This window comes from Microlunatus endophyticus (assembly GCF_014646195.1).
In the GTDB taxonomy this organism is placed as follows: Bacteria; Actinomycetota; Actinomycetes; order Propionibacteriales; family Propionibacteriaceae; genus Microlunatus; species Microlunatus endophyticus.
Map to the genome: position 1 here is coordinate 172,454 of NZ_BMMZ01000010.1, position 24,848 is coordinate 197,301.

The following is a 24,848-nucleotide window of genomic DNA, read 5'->3' on the forward strand; positions in this document are numbered from 1 at the left end:
TAGGGCTCATGGCGGGAGCTCATCGCTGCCGGAAGCGCTGCAGCAGTCCGCTGACCGCCGACTGACCCGTGAGCTCGTCGCGAGCCTTGCTGCCGGCCCGGGCGATCATGCCACGGGCCGTCAGCGCCCGGGTCACGTCGGCGAGCTGGCGGGCCCGGTGCAGCTGGCCGGAGAGATCATTGGCTGTCGCCCGGTGACCAAGATCGACATCGATCTCCTGGACTGTGAGCCCCGCACGGACGATGTCAATCGTCATCCCGACCTCGACCCCCCAACCGGCAGCGAGCGGACTTGCGAGTTCGAAGGCCCGGCGGGTCAGACACCGCTGGCCCGACAGCGGCGCCCTCGTCTGGAAACCACACAGCTCGGCTATACCACGGCGAGCCGTGGTGACCACGAGTCCCATTCCGCCGGCCGGGGAGCCGTCCTCGGTGATCTGGGCAGGCAGCACCCCGATCGCGAGTGCCGCATCGCCGGCGACCACCGGTCCGATCAGCGGCGCCGCGTTGGCGGCGGTGGCGCCGAGATCGGCGTCCAGGAACAGCAGGATGCCGGCCTCGGGCCGGCCGTCGCGCTGCTCGATCACGCCCAGCGCGTTGACCCCGGACTCGAGCGCGGCCGCCTTGCCGCGGTTGCGTTCGTGCCGGACCACGATCGCGCCGGCAGCGGCGGCGTACTCCCCCGTTCGGTCGGTGCTGCCGTCGTCGACCACGATCACCGTGGCGACGTGCGGCAGGTCGCGTACGGCCGCAACGGTTGCAGCGATCCGCTGCTCTTCGTTCTTGGCCGGAATCACTGCCGCGATCCGACTGCCGGTCGTACTCACGCTCTACAGGTTAACGGGTCGCACGACCGGTTCTCGGCGAGTGCTCTCAGCGATGGGTACCCTCAGCGACATGGCCCGGATCCCCGCTGCGGCGCGCCCCGAACCGCCAGGACCAGCACCGCGTGTCGGCGTCGGTTCGGAGGTCGGTCGATTGCGTACGGTGTTGTTGCACCGGCCGGGCGAGGAGCTGCGGCGCCTGACCCCACGCAACAACGACGCGCTGCTCTTCGACGGCATCCCCTGGGTGGACCGCGCCCAGGACGAGCATGACGCCTTCGCCGCCGCGTTGCGCGATGGCGGCGTCGAGGTGCTGTATCTGGCCGACCTGCTCACCCGGACCCTGGCCGAGGACGACGCCCGGGCGACAGCGATCGAGCTGACCCTGGCCGAGCTGCGGCTCGGCGACCGGCTGCGGCGCTACCTCCGCGACGCGCTGTCGGCAGCGGACCCGCAGCGGCTGGCCGAGGTGATGATGGCGGGGCTGCGCAACGACGAGGTGCGCGGCGTCCGCAGCCTGGTGACCGGACTGCTGGCCCATGACCACTTCCTGATCGATCCGCTGCCCAATCTGTTGTTCACGCGGGACTCGAGCGCCTGGATCGGCGATCGGGTGCTGGTCACCTCGCTGACCATGCCGGCCCGACGCCGCGAGACCCAGCTGACCGAGTTGATCTACAGCTTTCATCCGCGGTTCGTCGGCGTCCAGCGGTTGTTCGGGCAGCGCCAGCCGGACTCGCACCAGCCGAGCCCACACCTACCGTCGGAGCAGATCGAGGGCGGCGACATCATGGCGCTGGGCAACGGCGCACTGGCCGTCGGCGTGGGCGAGCGCACGACTCCGGCCGGTGCCGAACGCCTGGCGCGTACGGTGCTGGAGGCGGGTCTGGCCCGGGTTGTGCTCGCCGTCCCGATCGCCCAGGACCGGGCCACCATGCATCTGGACACCATCTGCACGATGGTCGATACCGACGCCGTGGTGATGTATCCCAATGTCGCCCACGACCTGACGGCTGTGCCGGTCACGCTGGGCGCCGACGGCGAGCTGTCGCTCGGACCCCGTCGGCCGTTCCTGCAGGTTGCGGCGGAGGCGATGGGTATCGACCGGCTGCACCTGATCGACACCGGCCTGGATCCGGTCACCGCCGAACGCGAGCAGTGGGACGACGGCAACAACACCCTGTGCATCGCTCCGACGGTCGCGGTCGCGTACGAGCGCAATGTGCAGACCAATGCCCGGCTGGAAGCAGCAGGGATCGAGGTGGTCACGATCGCGGGAGCCGAGCTCGGCACCGGTCGTGGCGGCCCGCGCTGTATGTCCTGCCCGATCCTTCGCGACCCCCTGCCCGCCGAGGGGTCACAAATTCCTTAATACCTGCGGTGTGTCGTGCCCGGTCGAGAATCCTCGCTGACGACACGCGGCGCATATTGAGGAATATCTGACCCCTCGCGGGAAAGGGTTTCGGCGACGACGTCGGGGAAGTCGGTGGTGAAACCGGTCACGCCCAGATCGAGGCAGAAGCGTACGTCCGCGGGAGTGTTCACCGTCCAAACGTGCACCTGGTTGCCGGCGGCGATCATCCGGCCGACCCAGTCCGGATCCTCACGGACCCGTTCCAGGTCGGGGCCGACGATCCATACGCCGTCGGGCAGGACGCCGTCGCCGGCCCGAGACAGATCCGAGATCAGGAAGGTACGCCGCAGCTGGGGCAGCACCTCGCGCAACTTGACCAGCGCGTCCGGGAAGAACGTGATCACCCGGATCGGCGAGTCGGCACCGGCCCAACCGCGTTCGGTGAGCAGTTCGGCGACCCGGTCCTCGACCTCCAGACCACGCGGGTTGGGGTGCTTGGTCTCCAGATTGAGGGTGATCCGCACGCCCCGATTGCGAGCTGCGGCGATCATGTCCAGCAACTCGACCAAGGTGGTGATCATGCGGTCCTGCGGCCTCGGGTCCGGCATGAACCAGGAACCGAAGTCGACCTGGCGCAACTCGTCGACGGTCCGCGCAAAGGCCGGGCCGGTGACATCCGAGGTCCGGTCCAGATCAAGATCATGAAGGCAGATCAACTGGTCATCGGCACTGAAGTGCACATCGCACTCCAGGCCGAGTTCAAGATCATGTTCTTCGGCGTAGGCGATCGCCGCTTGGTAGGAACCGTGCGTGGATTCGGGATAGCGCCCGCTGAATCCCCGGTGCGCGATGATCTCCGGATCCGAAGCAGCACTGCCGTTGGTGGTCACCCGCCCAGTCAATCACGGGGTGATCGACGATCGGCTCAGGCCCCGCGACGTGCGGGTGTCGGCCTCGCGACGGTCAACTCCTGGGCCGCGGTGCTGATCATGGCATCCGCGAGCCGGTCCAGCACGGGGGTGTGCAGCTTCCACTGCTGCCAGTAGAGCGGCACGTCGACATGGACCGGTGGATCGAATTCGACCAGCTCGCTGGAGGCCTCGAATTCGGCGCTCTGCTGCGGCGGGATCATCCCCCATCCCAGGCCGAGCGCGATCGCCCGCGCGAAGTCGGCGGAGACCGGGATGAAATGCCGTGGCGGCGTCAGCCGGCGGCGGGTCCGGCGCCGCAGATAGCGGTCCTGGAGGGTGTCGTCCCGGTCGAAGACGACCACCGGGGCGACGCTCAGTGCCGCCACCGTCGGCCCGTCACCGAACCAGCGGTCGACGAAACTCGGCCGGGCCATCGGCCGGTACGCCATCGTGCCCAGCCGGCGGACGCTGCAGCCCGGGACCGGGTCGGCGACCGAGGTCACGGCGGCCATCACCGACCCGTTGCGGAGCAGTTCGACCGAATGGGCCTCGTCGGCCCTCAGGACCTCGAAGGCGACCCTGAGCTCCGGGTCGACACGAGCCAGAGCAGTCAGGGCCCAGGTGTTGAGCGAGTCGCCGTTGATCACGATCGGGATCGTCGTCACGCCGGCACTCTCGGTGCCGGCCAGTTCCCGGCCGACGTGGTCGTTGAGCACCAGCATCTGCCGGGCGACCCTGAGGATCACCTGCCCGGCCTCGGTCGGCCTGGCCGGTCGCGTACGCCGGATCAGGACCTGGCCTACCGACGACTCGAGGGCTTTCAGCCGTTGGCTGATCGCCGACGGTGTCAGCTGCAACTCGCGGGCCGCGGCATCCAGGGTGCCGTGATCGACGACCGCGACCAGGGTCCGCAGCTGGTCGATCTGCAGGTCCACGGGCCGTCCTTAAGAATCTCTGATGTACCTGCAGAAACTTTAGCTGGTCTGCATCTTGGCGGTGACCTACCGTCGAGCTCGTGTTAATCGATCAGTTCACCGGCCCGGGCTTCGGCACCGCCGTGCAGGGTTTCGGGATGATGATGTCGCTGGTGGTGGCCATCGGTGCGCAGAACGCCTTTCTGCTCCGGCAGGCGATCCTGCGATCCCACGTCCGCGCCCTGGTGGTGATCTGCTGGCTGTCCGACGTGGCGCTGGTCAGTGCAGGCGTTGCAGGACTCGGCGCAGTCGTGACGCACGCGCCCACCGCCATGACGGTGATCAGGATCGTCGGCGCGGCGGTGCTGCTCGGTTATGCCGCGATGGCGGTCCGCCGGATGATCATCGGGGAGCACCTGGAGATCGGCGACACCGGTGTCCGGCGCTCACTCGCCTCTGCAGTCGGCACCTGCCTCGCCCCGACCTGGCTCAACCCGCACGTCTACCTGGACACCGTGCTGATCATCGGTGGGGTGGCCAACAGCCACGGCGACGAGCGCTGGTGGTTCGCGGCAGGCAGCATGGCGGCCAGCCTGGCCTGGTTCGCCGCACTCGGCTTCGGCGCGGGCCTGCTGCGACCGGTCCTGCGGACAGCGCGGGCCTGGCGGATCCTCGACTCGATCATCGCGCTGATCATGATCGGCACAGCGATCCGGCTACTCCTGGCCTGAACCGGGACGTGGCTCGGCCTCGGACCTCAGCCCTTGGTCAGCGGGCGGTTGTCCGCGGCCCAGGCCTCGATCCCGCCGTCGAGGTTGATCGCCTCGCGCCCGGTGGAGAGCAGATAGGCGGTCGCGCGGGCCGACCGGCCGCCGAGCGCACAGATGCAGACCACCTTGTCGCTGACCTCGTCGACACGCTCCATCAGCTGGTCCAGCGGGATGTGGATCGAGCCCTCGATCCGGCCGTCTGCCCATTCCGCGTCGGTCCGGACGTCCAGGAGCATCCATTCGGGGCCGGGCAGGGAATCGATACCGGACGGGGTGATGGCAGGCAGTTCGGACATATGCACCATTGTGGCTGCTGGACCCGCCGCGTGCCGGGGAACCCGGCAATTACTGGCACAAACGGGCAATTACTTGAGTAAACGTGAGAGTCGTCGATCGGCGAGTTTCTTGCCGCCGGTCTGACAGGTCGGGCAGTACTGCAAGGACGAGTCGGCGAAGGAGACCTCGGCGATCGTGTCACAGCAGACCGGACATTTCTGGCCGGTACGACCGTGCACGCGCAGGCCGGACTTCTTCTCGCCCTTCAGATCCTTGGCTGCCAGTCCCTCTGCTCGCTTGATGGCACCCACCAGCTCGTCCTTCATGGCGGTGAACAGGATCACCCGCTCGTCCTCGGTGAGGCTGTTGGACGCCTTGAACGGACTCAGCCTCGCGGCGTGCAGGATCTCGTCGGAGTACGCATTGCCGATGCCGGCGATCACCCGCTGGTCCTTGAGGACGCCCTTGAGCTGGGCCCGGCCGGCGCCGTCGAGAAGCTTCGTCAGAGTGTCGAGGGTGAAGCCGTCCTCCAGCGGATCCGGGCCGAGACCGGCGATATGCGGCACCAGCATCGGATCGGTCGTCACGTAGACGGCCAGTTTGCGCTGGGTGCCGGCTTCGGTGAGGTCGAAACCGGAATTGTCGTCGAACACCGCACGCAGCGCCATCGGCCCCTTGCCCGGCCGCAGCGGCTTGTCGCTCATCTCATCGCGCCACCGCAACCAGCCCGCCCGGGCCAGATGAAAGATCAAATGGATGCCCTGGGCGTCGATGTCGATGAATTTGCCGTGTCGCCGCACCGATTCGACCTCAAGGCCCTGCAGCGCCGACAGCGGCGGATCGTAGGTTTTGAGTGCGCTGAATGCCGCCAGCTCGACTCGGGCGAAGGCGCGATCCGCCAGCCGCTCACCCAGGAAGCGGACCAGGGACTCGACCTCCGGCATCTCCGGCATGCCACCATTATGTCGCGACCCTGTGACAGTCTCCCAGGAATCGGTCAGGCCGCAATCTGCCAGGTCCCGCAATCCGGATCGAGAGGTCGTCGTGCTCCGCGCCCGTGCCAGCTGCATCGTCATCCGCGACGACCGGGTGCTGCTGATGCACCGGCAGCGCGACGGCCGGGAGTACTACGTCCTGCCCGGCGGCGGCGTCGAGGCCGGCGAATCGGCCGAGCAGGCCTGCCGGCGCGAACTCGCCGAGGAGACGCCGCTCCAGGCTGGCGGCGTCCGACTGGTCGGCCGGGCCGACGAGGAGTCCGGGCCGGATGACTATTTCCTCATCGAGGACCCGACCGGCACCACACGGCTCGCCGGACCGGAGGCGGAGCGCGACAGTCCGACGAACAGCTACCGGCTGGAGTGGATCGGCATCGATGATCTTGCCCGGCTGCCGCTGGTGCCGCCGACGGCAGCCGGGATGATCATGAAGGCGTACCGGTTGGTGTGATCACCAGCCGAGCTCGCCGCCCTCCTCGTGGAAGGTGCCGGTCGGCCCGTCCTTGCCGATCAAGGCCATCTCGGCGATGACCTTGGCGCCGACCTCGACCGGCTGTGCACCCTCGTTGGACCCGCCACCGAAGTCGGTGTTGGTGTAGCCGGGCTCGGCCGCGTTGATCTTGATGTTCGGATACTGCTTGGCGTATTGCAGGGTGAGCATCGAGACCGCAGCCTTGCTGGCGCCGTACACGATCGCCGGGTAGGAGAAGGCCGGCCGCTCCGGATTGGTGACCGCCCAGAAGGAACCCAGCGCGCTGGAGACGTTGACGATCACGGGGTTGTCGGACTTCTGCAACAGCGGCAGCGCAGCCTCGGTGACCCGTACGACGCTGACCGCGTTGGTGTCGAAGACCTGCAACGCCTCGGGGCCGTTGAGTGCCAGCAGCCCGATGCCGGCGTTGTTGATCAAGACGTCCAGACCGCCGTCCGCCTCGATCCGGGCAATGGCTGCGGCGACGGACGCGTCATCGGTGACATCGAGCTGGACGAAGCGTCCACCCAGCTCCTCGGCGGTGGCGCGACCGCGGTCGGCGTCGCGGGAGCCGATGTAGACTGTGTGCCCGGCGGCGATCAACTGGCGGGCGGCTTCCTTGCCGAGACCCTTGTTGGCCCCGGTGATCAGTGTTGTTGTCATGGAATCCAGCGTCCGCACTGTTGTCGGCCCCAAGAAGTCGTCGGCTTCTCCTAGGACTGACAGGGCCAGGACGAGCCACGACAAGCAGGTGCTCCGGGAGCACACTGGAGACGTGGATGCCTGGGAGTTCGGACTGGCCGTACGGCGCTGGCGTGATCGGATCGCGCCCGAGACAGTCGGCGTCTCGCTCGGGTCGCGGCGTCGCGCCAAGGGCCTGCGCCGCGAGGAACTCGCCGGCCTGACCGGTATCTCGGTCGATTACCTGACGCGCCTCGAGCAGGGCCGCGCGACGTCACCGTCGGCCCAGGTGGTTGAGGCACTGGCCCGCGCGCTGCGACTCGGCGACGACGAGCGCGAACAGCTCTTCCACCTGGCCGGACTGGCCGCACCGGGCCCGGGCGTCGTGCCGACCCGGATCACGCCAAGCGTGCAACGACTACTGGACCGGTTGTCCAACACCCCGGTGGCCGTGTACGACGCGACCTGGACCCTGCTGACGGCCAACACGCCATACGACTCGGTGATGGGTGAGACCTCGACTTGGCGGAGTCTGGAACGCAACGGGGTCTGGCGCAACCTGTCGGGTCTGAACACCAGGGTGGTGCACACGCCGGAGGAGCTGCAGGAGTTCCATGCGGGGCTGGTGGCCGATCTGCGACTGACCGCGTCCCGGTATCCGTCCGACCCGAGACTGCAGCGACTGATCACCGATCTCCGTGCCCAGTGCCCGGACTTCATCGAGCTGTGGGAGAACGCCGACCCCGCGACGGACCATGATCGTTCCCGGCACAAGATCATCGATCATCCGGAGGTCGGCCGGATGACCCTGGACTGCGACACCCTGGTGGTGGCCCGCGATGATCTTCGGATCATGGTCTACACAGCAGAACCGGGCAGCGAGGACGCCGAGCGGCTAGCGCTGGCGATCGTCCTCGGCACCCAGTCGCTCGTCGACTGAGGCGACCGTACGGCTCCGCCGGCGCGGCCGGACCGCGATCACCACGCCGACCAGCGTCAATGCGCAGCCCAGCACCTTGATCAACCCCAGTCCGGCGCCGGTCGGCGCCACCACTTCGATCAGGACGGCAGTCGTCAGCTGCCCGGCGATCGAGGTCATACCGAGCAGCAGCACCCCGACCCAGCGGACGATCACCGCCGCAGAGCCGATGAACAGCACGCCGAGCGAACCACCGATGTAGAGCCAGGGTTCCGATGGCAACCGATGCGGCACGCCGCGGATCAGCAGGCTGACCGCCGCCGCAACGACGAGCGCCGCCGTACCGACGACGAAGTTGATCGAAGCGGCGATGATCGGCCCGCCGAGCATGCCGACCCGGCCGTTCACCGCCTGCTGCCAAGCGGTTCCGAACCCTGCGATCGCCGGGAGCAGCGCCAAGGCGTACACCCCCGGGCCGCCGCTCAGGCCTCCTGCACTCGCCACCAACACCGCGACCAGCGCCACCGCGGCCCCGATCGCCCGATTGGCCGTCACCGGCGAACGGCCGGCGGGACCGAGCCCGGCACGGTCGACCACCAGACTGCTGACCAGCTGCCCGCCCACTGCGGCCACGGTGAACATCGCGACACCGATCGCCGTGACCGTGATCCCCTGCGACACCACGAGGAACGCTCCGGAGAGGCCGCCCATCAGCTGCCACCAGACCAGCCGGCGGTCCCGGACGCCTGACCGCACGTGAGCGATCCGGCTCCGGGTCGTGCGGCTGCAGGCCAGCACGATCATCAGGATGATCAGCCCGCTGCCGAAGCTGATCAATGCCGCGACGATGCCGTCGCCCAGTCTGGTGCCTAGTTCGCCGTTGATCCGGGACTGGACAGCGACCAACCCACCGGCGATGAATGCCAGCACCATCCCGATGACCCGGCGGCGCGTCGGCACGACTGCAGTCTGCACGCGGCCGAGTCAATCACACGGTGCGTGGGTGAGTATTTTCGTCGTCCAGACGGACGAATCGTGCCCGAAACGGCCCGCTGCGTGCGACTGGACCGGCAGAATGCACGGTCAGCTCCCGAAGACCGGCGGCGGCAGCTGCAGCGCGACCGACAATCGACGCAAATACTCCTCGCGGTCGATCTCGATCACGCCGAGACTGGCCAGGTGCGGGGTTTGCCACTGCACATCCAGCAGCCGTTGCTGACCATCGGCTCCCAGGATGCCCACCAACGCGACGAGTGCGGCCTTGGACGCATCCCGGCCGATCACCGGATCGTGGAACATCGACTCGCCGGCGAACAGTCCGCCGATGCTCACGCCGTAGAGACCACCCGCGAGCCGGCCGTCGTCGGTCCTGGCCTCGACCGAGTGCACGATGCCCGCCTCGTGCAAGGCGGTGTAGACGTCGAGGATCCGGTCGTCGATCCAGCCGCCCGGGCGGCGCGGGTCGCCGCAGCGACGGATCACCTCGTCGAAGGCGGTGTCGACGGTGATCGTGTAGCGCTTGATCATCTTGCGCAGCGACCGGGTGACCCGCAGACCGTCCAGCGGCAGGATGCCGCGATCCAGCGGCGAATACCAGCCCGTCAGCTCCCGGCCGCGGAATCCGTGCTGTGGCATCGGGAAGACGCCGGACCGGTAGCCGGCGATGGCGAATTCCGGGGTGAAATCCTCGCTCATCCCGATCAGGTCACTGTCCGGCCACCGCGACGGCGGTCCGAAGACCGCGGACGCTCCGGGGAAGACACCTGACCGATCGACCACGGTCCCGAGTCTGGCACGCCGATCCACCGTCGGCCGCACCCGCATCCACCACCCCGGTCCACCCCGGCCTATCCCCGCTCTTGCGGCCGACGGGTCCGGATCGGGCCGGCCGCCACGTACGCTGGGCGCAGCCGGGTGGGCCGGCGGCGCAGGGTTGGCTCGGAGAGGTTGGAAGCGATGGCGACAGCCAGGGATGTCGGCCGTGCGGTCGCGCGACGCCTGCAGCCGGTCACCGCCAGCGGCCCCCAGGTCGCTGGTACGGCGCTGCGGCGCATCGTCGAGGTGGCCATCGACGGCACCGGACGACTGCCGGGAGCCAGGGTGTCGGCGGCCAAACACCTGGAGCGCGCCGGCGGATCGGTCGACGACGCGATCGAGTCGGTCATCGACAGTCACATCCGGCTGGGCACAGCCCAGGGGTTCGTGACCAACATCGGCGGACTGGCGACTGCGCCCGTGCTGATCCCGGCCAATCTCGCCGGAGTGGCGGTCGTCCAGGTCCGGATGATCGCCGCGATCGCCCATCTGCGGGGCTACGACATCAACGACCGCCGGGTCCGTACGGCCCTGGTGATGTGCCTGATCGGCGGGGAACAGCTCGGTCGGCGGATCGCCACCGGCAAGCTGCCGACCACGCCGATGGCCGTGGCGACCGCACCGGTCTTCGATCCCGACCTGGATGCCCGGGTGGCCGAGATCGCCTTCGCCGATCTGCTCGCCCGGGTCGGCGGCAAGCACCTGCCGCTGATGATCACCCGCCGGATCCCGCTGGTCGGCGGCGGTGTCGGCGCCGTCCTGGACGGGATGGCAACCTATCACCTGGGGCAATTCACCAAGGGTGAGCTGGTTCAGCGCCGCGCGCTGCAGTCCTAGGGTCGCCCGCCACCGGCTGCCTGGTCAGGGGCCGAGCCGGTCCAGTGCACGCCGGTCGAGCGGCGAGCCCGCCAGTCCTGCGGCGAACAGCGCGGCGCCGATCACCGGCTCGAACCGCGGCCTCCTGAGCTCGTACGCCTCCGGCCCCGCAGCCAGCCGCGTGCTGAAGGCCGCCAGCACCGCCGGGGCCCGGAAGACCCCGCCGGAATAGGAGACCGGGACCTGGGTCCCGGCCCCGAAGCCGACCCGATCGCGTACGGCCGTCACGTGTTGGACGAGATTCTCTGCGGCCTCCTCGATGATCTTGGTCGCGGCCCGGTCACCGGCGTCGGCCGCCTCCGTCACCAGGCGGGACAGTGCGGCGATCTTGGTCCGGTCGTAGTGCCAGCGGTGCTGGACGATGTCGAGGAGGTCGAAATCCGCAAGCAGTTCGAGCCGGTTCCGGACAAGATCACCGAATGGCCCCCACTCCAGCCGGCCGTCGCTCATCTGGGAGAACACCTGTAAGCCGCGGATCGCCATCCAGTAACCGGATCCCTCGTCACCGAAGAGTTCGCCCCAGCCACCGATCCGGGCGCCGACATCGGCCCTGCGCCCGTACGCGATCGAGCCGGTCCCGGCGACGACGTTGATGCCGTCGGCCATCGCCAGCGACCCGGCCCAGCCGCACACCACATCGTTGTCGACCCGGTAACGATCATGTCCGAGGATCGCGCGGGGCACGGCATCCAGCAGTGGCCGGTCGGCACTCAGCTCGCCGTAGGCCGGGATGCCGAAGAAGCCGAAGTCGATCTTGTCCGCGGTGATCCCGGCCGTCCGGCACAGCGCCGGCACCGCCTCGGCCAGCACACCGCGGACGTGCTCGGGGCCGACACCCGGCGGGCCCGCCAGATAGCTGGCACCCGCTTGGCCCCGGGCGATCAACTCGCCCTCGCCGGTCACCAGGCACAACGCGGTCTTGGTGCCACCACCGTCGACTCCGAGAAAGATCATCGGTTGTTCCCCATCACGGGACAAACCGTACGGGACAAGCCGTACGGAGCGGGTGTGCCGGAGCGACCCGGACTCAGGCGACCCGGACTCAGGCGACCCTGTCCCGGCGTCCGACGACCTCGGGCACCGGACGCTTGGCGGTGATCCCCCGTCCGTGCGGCATGTGCACCAGTCCGCGGCCGAGCCACGGACCCAGCCAGTGCACGGCCCAGTCGATGTCGGCGCCGATCTTCTCCAGCGAGTGCACCCGCCGGGGCGCACCGCCGATCGGCTCGGGCCAGTGCTCGAAACCGGGGTAGCCCAGCAGGTCGGCGAAGGCCTCGGCCATCCGCTGGTGGCCGAGCCAATTGCCGTGCAGTCGGTCCTCGTACCACAGCCTCGGATCGGAGGCGACCGGATACTCCGACAGGTCGAGCACCAGGACGCCGGCGCTCTCGGCTGCCGCCCGGGTGATGTCGGCCAGGATCGCGGCCCTCTCCTTGACATAGCGACCCAGCGGATTCAGGAAGCTCGGATCCGGCATCAGGAAGGTGAAAACCGTGATCCCGCGTGCGGTGGCCTCGGTGAACATCGACTCGAAATCAGCGGCGATCCGCCCGAAGTCCGGCCGCGGCGCGATGACGTCGTTGACACCGCCGACGATGCTCATCAGGTCCGGCTCGAGCGCCAGCGCACGGTCGAACTGGGTACGTCTGATCTCGTTCAACCGGAGACTGCGGACCGCAAGGTTGGCATACTCCAGCCGTTCGTCCTGGGCGGCGGCGATATGTTCGGCAAGGCGGTCGGCCCAGCCGCGGTAGGAGCCCTTCTCATCGATGTCCTGAAGTCCCTCCGTGGCCGAATCCCCGATCGCCACAAAGCGATGGAAACTCCTCACGAATCGATTCTGCACCCGCCGCTCAAGAGCTCGGAGCCGGGTCGGGTGACGCCGATCGCTGCGCGGGGATGATCAGGAACGCAATCGTCGAGCCAGCCTGCGGGCGCGTTTGGTCAGCCGCCGATGCAGTGGCGGCGTCGGCGCGGCAGGCGTCGGTGCGGATATCTTCGCCGGCTTGGGTTCCGGCAATCTACCGAAGGGCATCGGCTCGTACGCTCCGGCTTCGCGGGCCCGGTCGATGTCCTCTCCCTGATAGAGCCACCGCAGTCGCCCGAGCAGTTGCTCGATCGCCTCGTCGCCGCCGCCGAAGAGCGGTCGGACTCCTGCCGGTAACCCGGCGGCGGCGAGCCGCTCCCGGAACTGTGGATTCTCCTGCCCCGGCTGATAGGTGTGGGTCAGCCCGTTCTTGTCCAGGAAGCCGGCGAAGCGGTCGAAGTTCTCCGGGTGCCGGGCGTTGAATTCGGTGAAATCCGCCCGGTCGTACAACTCGGCCGGGTCGGTGTCCGGGGCGATCCGGTGGGCTGAGGCGTACGGGATCGCGTGATAATCGGCCAGCTCGGTGGTCCGGGAGTCGAAGGCCAGCAGGTAGGCGGGAGTTCCGACGCTGAGCGCGGCGATGTTGCCGTGGATCCTGGTGCCGAAGGCGAACTGTCGCTCGGCCAGGAACTGGTGCCAGCGGATCGGATCCAGGAAGAACCGCACCCGGCCCTGCCGGTAGAGCGGATGATCAAGAGTGGCCGGCATGCTGTCGTCCAGCGGCTGGGGCAGCGGTATGCCCCACAACAGCATCCGCAGCTCGTTGATCGTCTGCGGGATGTAGACCATCCCCGGGTAGCGGTCGACCGCCCGGTTGATGATCTTGGCGGCGTTGACCTGGGACAGTGTCAGATTCGCCGCGATCAGGCTGTCCGCTGAGAGCCCGTGATCATTCTTGTCGACGGTCAGGTCCCGGCCCGGTGCGTAGAGCGACGGGCAGCCGATCACCTCGACATGCTCGTCGCCGAAACCCAGCGCGGCAAGGCATCGCCGGGTGATGTCGCCGCGGACGCCGACCTTGGCCGACTTGTCCAGCACGGCGCCGACGAAGTCGGAGACCGTTTCCCGGATCTCCTCGGGCAGTTCGGTCGCGCGCGAGTTGGTCTGGGCGCCGACACCGACGATCACAACGGGGATGTCGAGCTGCCGGATGACGTTGGTGAGTCGCTTCAGCTGGCGTTTGAACGCTGGCCGGAAGGCATTCGCCAGCGGGATGACGTACGCGTCGAATTCGGCGTTGATCTTGGCGATCGTCTCCGGACCGAGATCGTTGCGGTCCGCCACGTAGCCGTCGGCGACGACCTCGGTGCCCGGGACCGACAGCAGCTGGTGGGTCGCTTGGGTGAAGAGCATGTTCCCGCTGTTACTGGCGAAGACGTTCCGCGCTAACGACGCCTCGGGCGACACGGGCAGGAACGGGTCCTTGGCGGACCGAAGCAGGATGCGAGACATTGCCCACAGAGTAACGGCCAGGATTCTGATTCGAGAACATCGTCGGGCCGCCACACCGACCCATCTCAGACCTGTCGATCTGGAAGACTGTCACCATGGTTCTGCGGGCTGGACAGCCGGTGCGGGTGGAATTCACCAAGTGGGATGGCCGGGAGCATTGGGCCTACGACGGCCGCTATCTCGGCTCCGACGAGCACGGGGACTGGATCGGGCATCCCGCCGGGACCCTGATGGCCCGGCCGGGTCGCAGTTTCGTCGACACCAGCACCTGGCTGACGCTGATGCCGACCGACGGAAAGCCCTGGCTGGTGACCTTCAACGCGCCCGGCCACCGGCTGCGGATCTACATCGACCTGACCACCGTGCCGACCTGGCAGGACACCGTGCTGCGGACCATCGACATGGATCTTGACGTCGTCGTGCCGCGGGACGGGCGTGATCCGTTCATCGACGACGAGGACGAATTCGCCGAGCACCGGGAGCTCTTCGGGTATCCGCCCGACGTCGTCACTCTGACCGAGCAAGCGGCCAAGGAGTTGCTGGCGGCGGTGATCGGCGAGGAGCCGCCGTTCGACCAGACCGCCGACCGCTGGTTCGACCGGCTGGCCGAGCTCAGGCCCTGACGCAGCCGCCGGGATGCCGGATCACATCCTGGCCAGCAGATCGAGAGCGACGCCGACATCGAGGGTTCCCGCCGCGACGCGGGCGAGCACCTCGCGGCGCTCGGTCGGATCGCTTCCCGATGCCTCGGCCTGCCCCGCGTCCGTCGCCCCGACAGCCGCGATCAGGCCGTCGACCCGGGCCCGGGCGGTCGGATAGCTGACGCCGAGGTAGCGCTCGATCTCCTTGATGTTGCCGCGGGTGGCGAGAAAGACCCGCAGCAGACCGCGTTCGTCGTCGTCGAGCCCGCAGAATTCGCAGCGCCGGAAATGTCCGTGAACCTCGGTGCCGCAGTGCTCGCAGGACAGCGCCGTGACCGTGAGCGCCTGGTTGCAGGTCGGGCAGGCCTTCGGCTGTGGGTACGCCACCGGTGCCGATTCCCGGCCGGCGTGATCATGGGCGGCCATCACAGGGCGGTGATCGTGATCGAGCCCAGGTTGCCGGTGATCTCGAACTTGCCCGTTCCGCTTCCGACGGACCAGCGTCCACGACCGGTGTGCTCGAGACCGTCGGCGTTGATCATCGCCGCCGTCCGGGCGATCACCTCCACGTCAGAGCCGGGCTGGAGGCGGAGGTCGATGTTGCCGGCGTTGGCCTCGAGCCGTGACTCGCCGTCGGAGAAGCGCCCGTCGATGGCGACGTCGCCGACATTGAGCTCAGCCCGCACGGTGCCGTCGATCCCGGTCAGCGTGAAGTCGGTCCCGTTGGCTTCCAGGCGGAGGTCGACCGCCGCCGGCAGCCCGATGACCGAGTCGTCGCCGAGACTGCCGTGCAGGCGGAAGCCCGATTGCCGATCGCCGTCGACCGCGACGTGGGCCGGGCCGTCGGCGTGCGGGACCGTTGTGCCCGGCTCACAGACCAACTCGATCGGCCCCCCGTGGACGCTGACCTCGATCGGGATCCGGACCGACTGCAGCGTGGCCGGCTCACCCGTGATCACCCGCGTGGGCTCGGTGTCGGAGTGCTGGATGCCGGCGAGCACGGTCGTCGGCTCGGCATCGTCATCGCCGAACTCCCGTCCCGATTCGTCCTCTCGTCCCGATTCGTCCTCTCGGCCCGATTCGTCGGGGCCAGTGTCGGCCGGCAGCGCGTCCAGTAGTACCGCCGCTTCGGACGGAGAGATCGCACCGGACGCGACCAGCTCCAGAATTGACTTGGAATGCGTTTGCGACATGCCAATATGAGAACTCGTGATTGTCAGATTGTCAAGAGATGCTGGCCTACGGTCAGATCACTCGGGTGCCGTTCTTCCACACCTCGTCGATCATCTTCTGCAGGGAGCCGAGTTGCCTGGCGCTGGTCAGTTCGCCGTCGAGCACCACCAGATCGGCCAGATGACCGGGCGCGATCTTGCCGAGGGTGTCATCGAGGAACATCAGCTCCGCGGCCTGAGACGTCGTTGCGGCGAGCACCTCCTCCAGCGACATGCCGCCGTCGGCCATCAACACCAGTTCCTCGAGATTCTCGCCATGGCGGCCGACGCCCGAGTCGGTGCCCATTGCGATCCGGACCCCCGCGTCGACCGCCCGGGCGAATGCCTCCCGATGAGCTTCGGAGACACTGCGCGCCTTGTCGATCAATCGCTGCGGCACCTGGATCCCCCGTTCGGCGTTCCTGATCACCGCGATCGGCGCGACCAGGGTCGGCACCAGGAACGCGTCCTTGTCCAACATCAACTGGATGCATTCGTCGTCGAGAAAGATGCCGTGCTCGATGGACCGGACACCGGCCCGCAGGGCGTTCTTGATCCCGGGCGCGCCCTGGGCATGCGCCATCACATAGGTGTCCTGGTGCTCCGCCTCACCGACGATGACCGCGATCTCCTCCTGGGTGAATTGGGTGTGCCGCGGATCGTCGGTATGGGAGAGCACGCCACCGGTGGAACTGATCTTGATCTGATCGGCACCGGCCCGCAGCACCCTGCGTACGGTCTTGCGCACCTCCTCGACGCCGTCACAGATCCCGTTCGGCCGCCCGGCGGTCTCCTTGGCGAAGCCGGCATCGATCCCCGACGGCAGCCAGCCGTCGCCGTGACCACCGGTCTGGGAGAGCATGGTGACCGCGATCTTCATCCGCGGGCCGGGAATCACGCCGGTCTCGACAGCGGTCTTGGTGCCGAGGTCGGCACCGCTGGCCTCCCGGACGGTGGTGATGCCGGCCTGCAGCGTTGCTGTCAGGTTGTTGACCGACTCGTAGTACTGCATCGAGTAGGGCTTGGTGTAGCGCTCCACACCGCCGGCCATCGACATCATCACGTGCACGTGACAGTCGAACAGGCCGGGCAACAGGGTCTTGCCGGCAAGATCGTGAACAACCGCGGCGCCGTAGCGCTCCTGACCGGCCAGGCCCGGTCCGATCTCGACGAATCTCCGGTCGTCCACAACCACATCGACCGGCTTGTCGATGAAGGTCTCTCCGTCGAAAACCCTGGCATTGCTGAAGATCTCGGCCGGCATGGCCCTGTGCCTCTCTGTTGACCCGTTCCCGCGTTACTGGTTCGCGAGCGTGGTGATCTTGGCGTAGGCCAGGTGCGCCAGTGCCGTCGCCTCGTCGGCCAGCACGGCGTCGTCGAACGCCGCTCTGGCCGAGTGGTTGGACGGCGGATTCTCCCCGACCGGGCCGGGATGGGCCCCGAGGAACATGTACGCCCCGGGCACCTCGTCCAGGACGAACGAGAAGTCCTCCGAGCCCATCAACGGCTCCGGCCGGATCACCACCCGGTCGGCGCCGTACAGCCCGGTCAACTCCTTGACGACGTACGCCGTCTCGTCCGGGTCGTTGATGGTGGCCGGATACAACATGTCGAAGGAGACGTCGACCGTGCAGCCGTGGGCGGCGGCGATGGTCTCGACCAGCGCCGGCAGATCCTTGCTGACCTGCTCGCCGGAGGCCTTCGACAGCACCCGGACCGACGCCTGCAGATGGGCGGTGTCCGGGATGATGTTGAGCGCAGTCCCCGCATTCAACACGCCGACCGTGACCACCACCGGATCGAAGACACTCACCCGGCGTGTCACGTAGGTCTGCAGCGCCAACACGATCTCGGCCGCGACCGGCACCGGATCGACGCTGTTGGAGGGCTGCGAGCCATGACCGCCACGACCTCGTACGGTGACATCGAGATCACCACAGCCGGCCATCAGCGTGTTCGGCCGGAGCGAGAAGACGCCGGCTTCCTCGGAGGAGAAGACGTGGATCCCGTACGCCGCGTCCGCCCGGCGACCGGTGACGTCCAGGACGCCCTCGGCGATCATCGGCGCGGCACCGCCTGGACCTTCCTCACCCGGCTGGAACATGAAGATCACGTCGCCCGGCAGCTCGTCGACATGCGCGCTCAGCAGCCGTGCCGCGCCGACCAGCCCGGAGGTGTGCAGGTCATGACCACAGGCGTGCATGAAGCCGTTGGTGGACGCGAAGTCCAGCCCGGTCTCCTCGATGACCGGCAAGGCGTCCATGTCGCCCCGCAGCAGCACGGTCGGGCGCGGGCTGCCCGCCGGAAGGTCACCACGACCCCGCAGGACCGCGACGACCGAGGTCACGGCACTGCCGGTGGTGATCTCCAGCGGCAGACCCTCCAGAGCCTGCAGCACCCGGGCCTGCGTCTTGGGCAGCTCGTTGCCGCGCTCGGGGATCTGATGCAGCTCCCGCCGCAGGTCGATCAGGTCCTGGTGGATCTTGGCCGCTTCGATTCCGAAGTCGATCATCGGCTGCTCACTCGGGTGTAGGTCGCTGAGTTGATCACTGGGCACCGGAGAACTCCCAATCCTGCAGATTCGCGGTGGTGCCGTACCAGAACGGCGTCGCACCACCGACCTTGAGCGACTTGCTCTTGGCCGAGATGTTGTCGTCGGAGTAGGTGCTCAACAGCGGCATGTCCTGCTGCCAGATCTTCTGCAGCTTGGCATAGATGGCCTTGCGCTTGTTGGGATCGGGCTCCGTCTTGCCTTCTTTCAGCAGCTTGTCCGACTCGGGATCATCGTAGCCGGTGAAGTTGAAGGAGCCGGTCGAGGCGTACAGGCTGGTCACGTCGGGATCGACGTTGAAGGTCAGGCCGAGCAGCCCGAGATCGTAGTTGCCCTTCTGCTCCATCGACAGCACGGTCGGGAAGTCGTACTTGGTCACCTGCACGTTCAAGCCGATGTCCTTGAAGTTCTGCGCCATGATGTCGCCGGCCTCCTCGCGGATCTGGTTGCCGGTCGGAATGAGGAATTTGATCTTGGTATTCATGTCCCAACCGGACTCCTTGATCAGCTTCTTGGCCAGGGCCGGATCGTAGGAGGTTACCTTCAGGCTCTTGTCCAGATAGGGACTCTGGCTGGTGTACGGACCGTCGATGATCTGCCCGTTGCCCTTGAGCAGCTGCGAGATCATCTGCGGCCGGTTGATCGCATGGGCCAGCCCCTGGCGCATCTTCACCGACTTGAAGACCTTGGTGTTGAACAGGATCGTCTGGAAGCCGATCGTCGGGCTGACCGTGGTGGTGACGTTCTTCATCGCCTTGACCGTCTTCAGGTCCTGGATCGGGATGTTGCCGATGCCGCCGGAGGAGTTGGCCTGGATGGTGTTGGTCTGCAGCTCCCCGGCGAGATCGGAGGCCGGCATGATCTTCTGGATGAAGGTCTTGATCTTCGGCGCGCCGAGGTAGTACTTCTCGTTGGCGGTGAATTCGATGCTGACGTTGGCGGTGTACTTGGTCAGCTTGTACGGGCCGTCGGTCACCGTCGGGCTCTTGGCATAGTCGCTGTTGGCGAAGTCGGCCGGCTTGATGGTGGAGAGCACATGCTCGGGGATGATCAGGATCTTGGTGCCGACCAGTTCCTTCACAAGATTCGGGTCGACCTTGGTCGCCGTCTGGAACTTCACCGTGTGGTCGTCGACTGCGGTCAGGCCGGGGATCTTGGTCTGTCCTTTGGGGAGCTTGCCGGTGACCGGGTCAACCCCCTTGAAGGTGGCGATATCACCGCCGTAGGCGGTGGCCGAGTCGGGATTGGCGATCAGGTTGAGGGTGAAGACGACATCCTGGGCGGTCACCGGCTTGCCGTCGGACCAGGTCGCCTTCGGGTTGAGCTTGATCGTGAAATTCTGATCATCGGTGGTCTCGAAGGAGTTCGCGAGCTTCGGCTGGAAGTCCAGAGCGTTGGGCTGGACGAGCAGCGTGTCCAACTCGAAGCCGAGTGCCCACTGGCCGCCGACGTCGGACTGGTTGATCGGGTTGAAGCCCGACGGCGGGTTGATGGTGCCCATCTGGATGATGTTGGTCTTGCCGGAGGTGGTCGCGACACCGCCCTTCGTCCCGCCACACGCGGTCGCTGTCGTCACGGCGGCCGCCGTGAGCAGTACTCCCGCGGCGCGCAGGACGCGTACGCCGGTCCGACCGAAGGCTCGGCTGGCTTGTGCTGATGTACTCATCGGCATCATCTCTCTGTCTGGCTTCGGGTTTCCCGGGTGGCAGGGCACCCGGGCCTGGTGATGGTTACGTCCTTCGCCTTCTTCACTTGTTGTTCAGTTGTACGGATCCGGATCAGCCCTGTCGCGCCTCGAGGGCATCGCGAAGGCCGTCCCCGACGAAGTTGATCGCCAACACCGCGATCAGGATCATCAGCCCGGGCGGCACCCACATCCACCATTGGTCGGCAAGGACGGTGATCGACTGGGCCTGGGTCAGCATGTTGCCCCAGCTCGCCGCCGGTGGCCGGACGCCCAACCCGAGGAAGCTCAGGCCGGATTCGAGGATGATCGCCTGGGCGACACCGAAGGTGGCGTTGACCACGATCGGGGACAGCGTGTTGGGCAGGATGTGCCGGAACAGGATTCGTGGAGCCTGGTAACCGAGCGAGACGCCGGCCCGGACGTAGTCGCTCTCCTTGATCGTCAGCACCTGCCCGCGGACCAACCGCGCGACCGGGGGCCAGGCCATGAAGCCGATCACGGCGGTGATGTTGAGCAGGCTCGGACCGATCACGCTGACCAGGACCAGGATCAGCATGAAGTACGGGAAGGACATGAACATGTCGGTGATCCGCATGACGATCTGGTCGACCCAGCGGCCGTAGTAGCCGGCGAGCAGTCCGAGCGTGACGCCGATGATCACGTAGACCAGGACGGCGCCGACCCCGACGGTCAGCGAGACCCGGGAGGCATAGATCAACCGGCTCAGCACATCGCGACCGGTGGAGTCGGTACCGAGGATGTGGCCCGCACCCGGTGCCGCGTCGTACTCGGGAAAGATCTTGTACGGACTCATGGGCGCGATCAGCGGCGCGAAGATCGCCATCAGGATCAACAGCACGAAGACGACCAGCCCGACGACGGCCATCCGATGCTTCAGATAGCGGCGGACGACCCGGCGGAGGGCCGACTCGGCCCGACCGGCGGGACGGGTGGTGTCGACGGTGTCCGGTGCGGCGTTGATGCCGGCGTCGCCGGGCGCTGCTGTGGCGGTCATCGCAACCTCCTCGCTATCACTGCGACCATGGGACTCCTAGCTGTACTTGACGCGCGGGTCGACAACCCCGTACGCGATGTCGGTGAGCAGATTGGCGACGAAGACACCCAGCGCGGCGATCAGGTTGATCCCCATCAGCACCGAATAGTCCCGGCCCTGGATCGCCTGGATGGTGAGCAGTCCGATGCCCTGCCATTGGAAGATCTGCTCGGTCACGATCGCGCCGCCCAGCAGCACCGAGAGATCAACGCCGATCACGGTCACGATCGGTGTCAGGGCGTTGCGCAAGGCATGCTTGTTGGTGATCATGATGTCGCCGAGGCCCTTGGCGCGCGCGGTCCGGATGTAGTCGGCGCCCAGGACGTCGATCATGGACGAGCGGACATAGCGGACCATGTTGGCCGAGATCGCCGTCGCCAGCACCAGCGTCGGCAACACCAGGTGCTCCACCCGGTCGACCAGACCGCCGGGCCCACCGAGAGTCATGATGTTGCCGGTCGGGAACCAGCCCAGCTTGACGGCGAAGACGTAGATCATCACCAGGCCGAGGAAGAAGTGTGGCACGGAGATGCCGAGGAAGGACAGCCCGACCACGCCGTAGTCGGCGGCGGTGTTGCGGCGCCGGGCGACGAAGATGCCGAACGGGATCGCCACGGCGTAGGCGACGACCAACGAGGCGCCCATCAGTGTCAGCGTCGGCAGGATCCGCTCGCCCAGGAGCTGGGTGACCGGGATCCGATTCTGTAGCGAGTAGCCGAGATCGCCGTGTACCAGCTGACCGAGCCATTTGACGTAGCGGACCCAGATCGGCTGGTCCAGTCCGAGCTGGTGGCGCATCATCGCGACCTGGTTGGGAGTCGAGGTCGGGGTCAGGTAGAGATCGGCGGGCGAACCGGGCGCGAGGTTGATGATCACGAAGTTGATCACCGTGACTCCCCACAGCACCGGGATGCCGATCAGGATCCTGCGGATGATGTAGGGGATCATCAGGCGCCCTCCCCCGACGCGGTGGCACTCGCCGAGTGGCGGCCCGCGGGCACCGGCTCCGGGGCTGCGAACGAACGCCGGCTCGGCTTGTCCAGCGGGAAGTGACAGGCGACCTCGCCGCGCCCGCTGTCGGCCGCATCGATCGACTCCAGCTGCGGCACCTCGATCCGGCACTTCTCCTGGGCGTACGGGCACCGGGTGTGGAAGACGCAGCCACTGGGCGGATCGGCCGGGCTGGGGACGTCACCCTCGATCACCATCCGTTCCCGGTCCCGCAACCGGGGATTGGGCTCGGGATAGGCGTCCAGCAGCAGTTCCGTGTAGGGGTGACTGGGACGATTGAAGATCTCGGTGGTCGGCGCCAGTTCCATGATCTTGCCCAGATACATCACAGCGATCCGGTCGCTGATGTACTTGATCGCTCCCAGGCCGTGGGAGATGAAGATGTAGGTGAGTCCGAAGTCCTCCTGGAGATCCTTGAGCAGGTTGAGCACCTGGGCCTGGATCGACACATCGAGGGCCGAGACCGGCTCGTCACAGACGATCAACTTCGGTTCCAGCATCAGCGCCCGTGCGATGCCGACCCGCTGCCGCTGACCGCCAGACAACTCGTGCGGGTAGCGATTGACGTACTGGTCGTTGAGGCCGACCGTGGTCAGGATCTCCCGGACCCGCTGCTTGGCCTCGGCGCGGGAGCATTTGTGATGAGCGATCAGCGGTTCGGCCAGCAGGTCGCCGATCCGCAGTTGCGGGTTGAGGGAGGCGTACGGGTCCTGGAAGACCATCTGCAACTCCGACCGCACCCGCCGCAGACTGCGTTCACCGGCCCGGGAGATGTCGTCCCCGTCGAAGATCACCGAACCCGAGGTCGGCGTCTCCAGGCGAATGATCGAACGGCCGGCGCTGGACTTGCCGCAGCCGGATTCGCCGACGATGCCGAGCGTCTCGCCGGGATAGACGCTGAAACTGACGCCGTCGACGGCCTTGACATGTCCCACGGTCCGAGAGATCACACCGCGCTTGATCGGGTAGTGCAGGCGGAGGTCGACCACCTCGAGCAGTGGCCGCCGGTCATCCGCGGTCGCGTTCTCGATCTTGGCAGCGGTCATGATCGGATCACCCCTTCGTCCTGTCGGAGGCAACGCCGGCGGACACAGCTTCGGCGGGCTGATCGGTCGGGCCGCGGCCCTCCTCGTAGAGCACGCACCGGACCTGATGACCACCACGGACACCCGGCACCGAGCCGCTGGACGTCGGGCCGAGCGCAAGCAGCTCCACCGGGTCGTCGCAGGTGGGCATCCGCTCCGGGCAACGCGCGGCGAACCGGCAACCGGTCGGCATCTCGAGCAGGCTCGGGACGGAGCCGGGGATCGAGTGCAGCCGATCCGAGCCCCGCCCCGACGCTGGTGCGGAGATCTGCGGGATCGAGCCCAGTAATCCCTGTGTGTAGGGGTGTTTCGGCTGCTCGAAGAGGGTGTAGACGTCCGCCTCCTCGACCACCTGGCCGGCATACATCACGACCACCTTGTCCGCCATCTCGGCAATCACGCCGAGGTCGTGAGTGATCAGGATCATCGCCGTGTCGGATTCGGTGCTCAGCTGCCGCATCAGCTTCAGGATCTGGGCCTGGATCGTCACGTCCAGGGCCGTGGTCGGCTCGTCGGCGATGATCAACTTCGGATGACAGCTGAGCGCCATCGCGATCATGGCGCGCTGTCGCATGCCTCCGGACAGCCGATGCGGATAGTCCGCGGCAATGTCCTTGGGCCGGGGGATCCCGACGTGATCAAGAAGCTCGACGGCCCGCGACCAGGCCTCGGACCGGGACAGTCCGAGGTGCAGCACCATCGTCTCCGCGAGCTGCTCACCGACCTTCAGCACCGGGTTCAGCGAGGTCATCGGCTCCTGGAAGATCATCGAGATCGCGTTGCCGCGGACCTTGCGCATCTGCGATTCCGGCAGACCCAGCAGGTCCTTGCCATCGAACATGATCGAACCCTCGGTCACCCGGCCGTTCTCCTTGAGCAGCCGCATGATCGACAACGCCGTCACCGACTTGCCGCTGCCCGACTCTCCGACCAGGCCGACAGTCTCCCCAGGGCGCACACTGAAGCTCACGTTGTCGACCGACGTCACCGCACCGTCGTCCGTGGCGAACTCGGTGCGCAGGTTTTGCACCTCGAGCAGCTCTGTCATGACGTGCATCTCACCATCGTGCTGTTACAGCGCCGTGTCATGCGTGTTAGGCACGCGAATCCACGCCCAAGATTTGAACGAGACCAAACATGCCCAAAACCTTGGCCGCCTCGGTAACTCCGCCACGCCGGGGCTGCCACCGCCCGTGCGAGCTCGTCCGCGCGAAGCCGCAAAGTCGCGTTGTCACGATTTCGCCGCCGAATCCGAGCCGATCGGGCCACGAAACTCTGGTTGTCACGACTTCGCCGGAAGAACCGGCCGTACGAGGCCGCAACCGTGGGGTCGTCCCCCGGAACTCAGCTTCAATGCCAAGATCGCGGCAGCGACAAAATGCCGACGAGACATAGATCGCGTGCGCGAGGAGGTGTTCTGGCTCGGGACATCGGAATGGGGTGTCTCAAGTCATCGGTATAGGTGTGTCGCACGTCTTCGGCA

Annotated in this window: 26 protein-coding genes; 6 read left to right on the plus strand and 20 right to left on the minus strand. The window is 67.1% G+C overall.

Annotated features, from left to right (window positions below; all coding sequences use genetic code 11):
• Window positions 1-19: 19 nt before the first annotated feature.
• Window positions 20-826: a glycosyltransferase gene (locus IEY07_RS18295; protein WP_229670286.1), complete on the minus strand. Its 807-nt coding sequence runs from the start codon at window positions 824-826 to the stop codon at window positions 20-22.
• Between the two features lie 70 nt (window positions 827-896).
• On the opposite strand from IEY07_RS18295, the gene IEY07_RS18300 reads away from it, so the two are divergent.
• Window positions 897-2,195, plus strand: coding sequence for an arginine deiminase (locus IEY07_RS18300; protein WP_188896836.1), 1,299 nt, complete (start codon window positions 897-899; stop codon window positions 2,193-2,195).
• Here IEY07_RS18300 and IEY07_RS18305 read toward each other — a convergent pair.
• Entirely contained in the window at window positions 2,192-3,067 is an 876-nt protein-coding gene (locus tag IEY07_RS18305) for a glycerophosphodiester phosphodiesterase (protein WP_188896837.1), read from the minus strand. The two genes, IEY07_RS18300 and IEY07_RS18305, sit on opposite strands and share 4 nt — an antisense overlap.
• Window positions 3,068-3,102: 35 nt before the next feature.
• Window positions 3,103-4,023, minus strand: a complete 921-nt coding sequence (locus IEY07_RS18310; RefSeq protein WP_188896838.1) for a LysR family transcriptional regulator ArgP — start codon at window positions 4,021-4,023, stop codon at window positions 3,103-3,105.
• An 80-nt stretch (window positions 4,024-4,103) separates the two neighbouring features.
• Between IEY07_RS18310 and IEY07_RS18315 the strand changes: the two genes are divergently transcribed.
• A complete protein-coding gene (locus tag IEY07_RS18315) occupies window positions 4,104-4,733 on the plus strand; it encodes a LysE/ArgO family amino acid transporter (RefSeq protein WP_229670288.1) in 630 nt (209 codons plus the stop codon).
• Window positions 4,734-4,759: 26 nt separating this feature from the next.
• Here IEY07_RS18315 and IEY07_RS18320 read toward each other — a convergent pair whose 3' ends face one another.
• Both IEY07_RS18320 and IEY07_RS18325 read right to left on the minus strand, forming a co-directional pair.
• A complete protein-coding gene (locus IEY07_RS18320; protein WP_229670290.1) occupies window positions 4,760-5,068 on the minus strand; it encodes a rhodanese-like domain-containing protein in 309 nt (102 codons plus the stop codon).
• Window positions 5,069-5,137: 69 nt separating this feature from the next.
• The gene (locus IEY07_RS18325) at window positions 5,138-6,001 is read right to left on the minus strand and encodes an Fpg/Nei family DNA glycosylase (protein ID WP_188896840.1); all 864 of its coding nucleotides are present in this window, start codon (window positions 5,999-6,001) and stop codon (window positions 5,138-5,140) included.
• A 22-nt stretch (window positions 6,002-6,023) separates the two neighbouring features.
• On the opposite strand from IEY07_RS18325, the gene IEY07_RS18330 reads away from it, so the two are divergent.
• On the plus strand, window positions 6,024-6,494 hold the full coding sequence (locus tag IEY07_RS18330; RefSeq protein ID WP_188896841.1) for an NUDIX domain-containing protein: 471 nt from the start codon (window positions 6,024-6,026) through the stop codon (window positions 6,492-6,494).
• Here the strand turns inward: IEY07_RS18330 and IEY07_RS18335 are convergent, their stop codons facing one another.
• The gene (locus tag IEY07_RS18335; RefSeq protein WP_188896842.1) at window positions 6,495-7,178 is read right to left on the minus strand and encodes an SDR family NAD(P)-dependent oxidoreductase; all 684 of its coding nucleotides are present in this window, start codon (window positions 7,176-7,178) and stop codon (window positions 6,495-6,497) included.
• A 112-nt stretch (window positions 7,179-7,290) separates the two neighbouring features.
• On the opposite strand from IEY07_RS18335, the gene IEY07_RS18340 reads away from it, so the two are divergent.
• Window positions 7,291-8,136 carry a helix-turn-helix transcriptional regulator gene (locus tag IEY07_RS18340; RefSeq protein WP_188896843.1) on the plus strand — a complete coding sequence of 282 codons (846 nt, stop codon included), beginning with the start codon at window positions 7,291-7,293 and terminating at the stop codon, window positions 8,134-8,136.
• Here IEY07_RS18340 and IEY07_RS18345 read toward each other — a convergent pair.
• Window positions 8,092-9,090, minus strand: a complete 999-nt coding sequence (locus tag IEY07_RS18345) for a DMT family transporter (RefSeq protein ID WP_229670292.1) — start codon at window positions 9,088-9,090, stop codon at window positions 8,092-8,094. The genes IEY07_RS18340 and IEY07_RS18345 overlap by 45 nt on opposite strands.
• Before the next feature lie 108 nt (window positions 9,091-9,198).
• Window positions 9,199-9,894 carry a leucyl/phenylalanyl-tRNA--protein transferase gene (aat, locus tag IEY07_RS18350; protein WP_229670294.1) on the minus strand — a complete coding sequence of 232 codons (696 nt, stop codon included), beginning with the start codon at window positions 9,892-9,894 and terminating at the stop codon, window positions 9,199-9,201.
• A gap of 177 nt (window positions 9,895-10,071) precedes the next feature.
• On the opposite strand from aat, the gene IEY07_RS18355 reads away from it, so the two are divergent.
• Complete coding sequence (locus IEY07_RS18355; RefSeq protein WP_188896845.1) at window positions 10,072-10,767, plus strand: hypothetical protein; 696 nt, start codon at window positions 10,072-10,074, stop codon at window positions 10,765-10,767.
• A gap of 24 nt (window positions 10,768-10,791) precedes the next feature.
• On the opposite strand, the gene IEY07_RS18360 is transcribed toward IEY07_RS18355, so the two are convergent.
• The 3 genes from IEY07_RS18360 to IEY07_RS18370 form a co-directional block, all read right to left on the minus strand.
• On the minus strand, window positions 10,792-11,760 hold the full coding sequence (locus IEY07_RS18360; RefSeq protein WP_229670295.1) for a BadF/BadG/BcrA/BcrD ATPase family protein: 969 nt from the start codon (window positions 11,758-11,760) through the stop codon (window positions 10,792-10,794).
• Window positions 11,761-11,848: 88 nt separating this feature from the next.
• Window positions 11,849-12,637, minus strand: coding sequence for an SGNH/GDSL hydrolase family protein (locus IEY07_RS18365; RefSeq protein WP_188896846.1), 789 nt, complete (start codon window positions 12,635-12,637; stop codon window positions 11,849-11,851).
• Between the two features lie 72 nt (window positions 12,638-12,709).
• On the minus strand, window positions 12,710-14,125 hold the full coding sequence (locus IEY07_RS18370; RefSeq protein ID WP_188896847.1) for a polysaccharide pyruvyl transferase family protein: 1,416 nt from the start codon (window positions 14,123-14,125) through the stop codon (window positions 12,710-12,712).
• Between the two features lie 95 nt (window positions 14,126-14,220).
• On the opposite strand from IEY07_RS18370, the gene IEY07_RS18375 reads away from it, so the two are divergent.
• Window positions 14,221-14,748, plus strand: coding sequence for a DUF402 domain-containing protein (locus tag IEY07_RS18375; RefSeq protein WP_188896848.1), 528 nt, complete (start codon window positions 14,221-14,223; stop codon window positions 14,746-14,748).
• Window positions 14,749-14,769: 21 nt separating this feature from the next.
• Here IEY07_RS18375 and IEY07_RS18380 read toward each other — a convergent pair whose 3' ends face one another.
• The 9 genes from IEY07_RS18380 to IEY07_RS18420 form a co-directional block, all read right to left on the minus strand.
• Window positions 14,770-15,192 (minus strand): DUF2089 domain-containing protein, encoded by a 423-nt coding sequence (locus IEY07_RS18380; protein ID WP_188896849.1) that lies wholly within the window; start codon window positions 15,190-15,192, stop codon window positions 14,770-14,772.
• Complete coding sequence (locus IEY07_RS18385; RefSeq protein WP_188896850.1) at window positions 15,192-15,959, minus strand: DUF4097 family beta strand repeat-containing protein; 768 nt, start codon at window positions 15,957-15,959, stop codon at window positions 15,192-15,194. The genes IEY07_RS18380 and IEY07_RS18385 overlap by 1 nt, the downstream gene beginning before the upstream one ends.
• A gap of 52 nt (window positions 15,960-16,011) precedes the next feature.
• The gene (locus IEY07_RS18390; RefSeq protein ID WP_188896851.1) at window positions 16,012-17,241 is read right to left on the minus strand and encodes a metal-dependent hydrolase family protein; all 1,230 of its coding nucleotides are present in this window, start codon (window positions 17,239-17,241) and stop codon (window positions 16,012-16,014) included.
• Between the two features lie 33 nt (window positions 17,242-17,274).
• On the minus strand, window positions 17,275-18,489 hold the full coding sequence (locus IEY07_RS18395) for a M20 metallopeptidase family protein (protein ID WP_188896852.1): 1,215 nt from the start codon (window positions 18,487-18,489) through the stop codon (window positions 17,275-17,277).
• Window positions 18,490-18,523: 34 nt separating this feature from the next.
• A complete protein-coding gene (locus tag IEY07_RS18400; RefSeq protein WP_188896853.1) occupies window positions 18,524-20,194 on the minus strand; it encodes an ABC transporter substrate-binding protein in 1,671 nt (556 codons plus the stop codon).
• Window positions 20,195-20,306: 112 nt separating this feature from the next.
• Window positions 20,307-21,230: an oligopeptide ABC transporter permease gene (gene opp4C / locus IEY07_RS18405; RefSeq protein WP_188896854.1), complete on the minus strand. Its 924-nt coding sequence runs from the start codon at window positions 21,228-21,230 to the stop codon at window positions 20,307-20,309.
• 36 nt (window positions 21,231-21,266) lie between these two features.
• On the minus strand, window positions 21,267-22,217 hold the full coding sequence (locus tag IEY07_RS18410; protein ID WP_188896855.1) for an ABC transporter permease: 951 nt from the start codon (window positions 22,215-22,217) through the stop codon (window positions 21,267-21,269).
• Window positions 22,217-23,326, minus strand: coding sequence for an ABC transporter ATP-binding protein (locus IEY07_RS18415; protein ID WP_188896856.1), 1,110 nt, complete (start codon window positions 23,324-23,326; stop codon window positions 22,217-22,219). The genes IEY07_RS18410 and IEY07_RS18415 overlap by 1 nt, the downstream gene beginning before the upstream one ends.
• 7 nt (window positions 23,327-23,333) lie before the next feature.
• On the minus strand, window positions 23,334-24,422 hold the full coding sequence (locus tag IEY07_RS18420) for an ABC transporter ATP-binding protein (RefSeq protein ID WP_229670297.1): 1,089 nt from the start codon (window positions 24,420-24,422) through the stop codon (window positions 23,334-23,336).
• Between the last annotated feature and the right edge of the window lie 426 nt (window positions 24,423-24,848).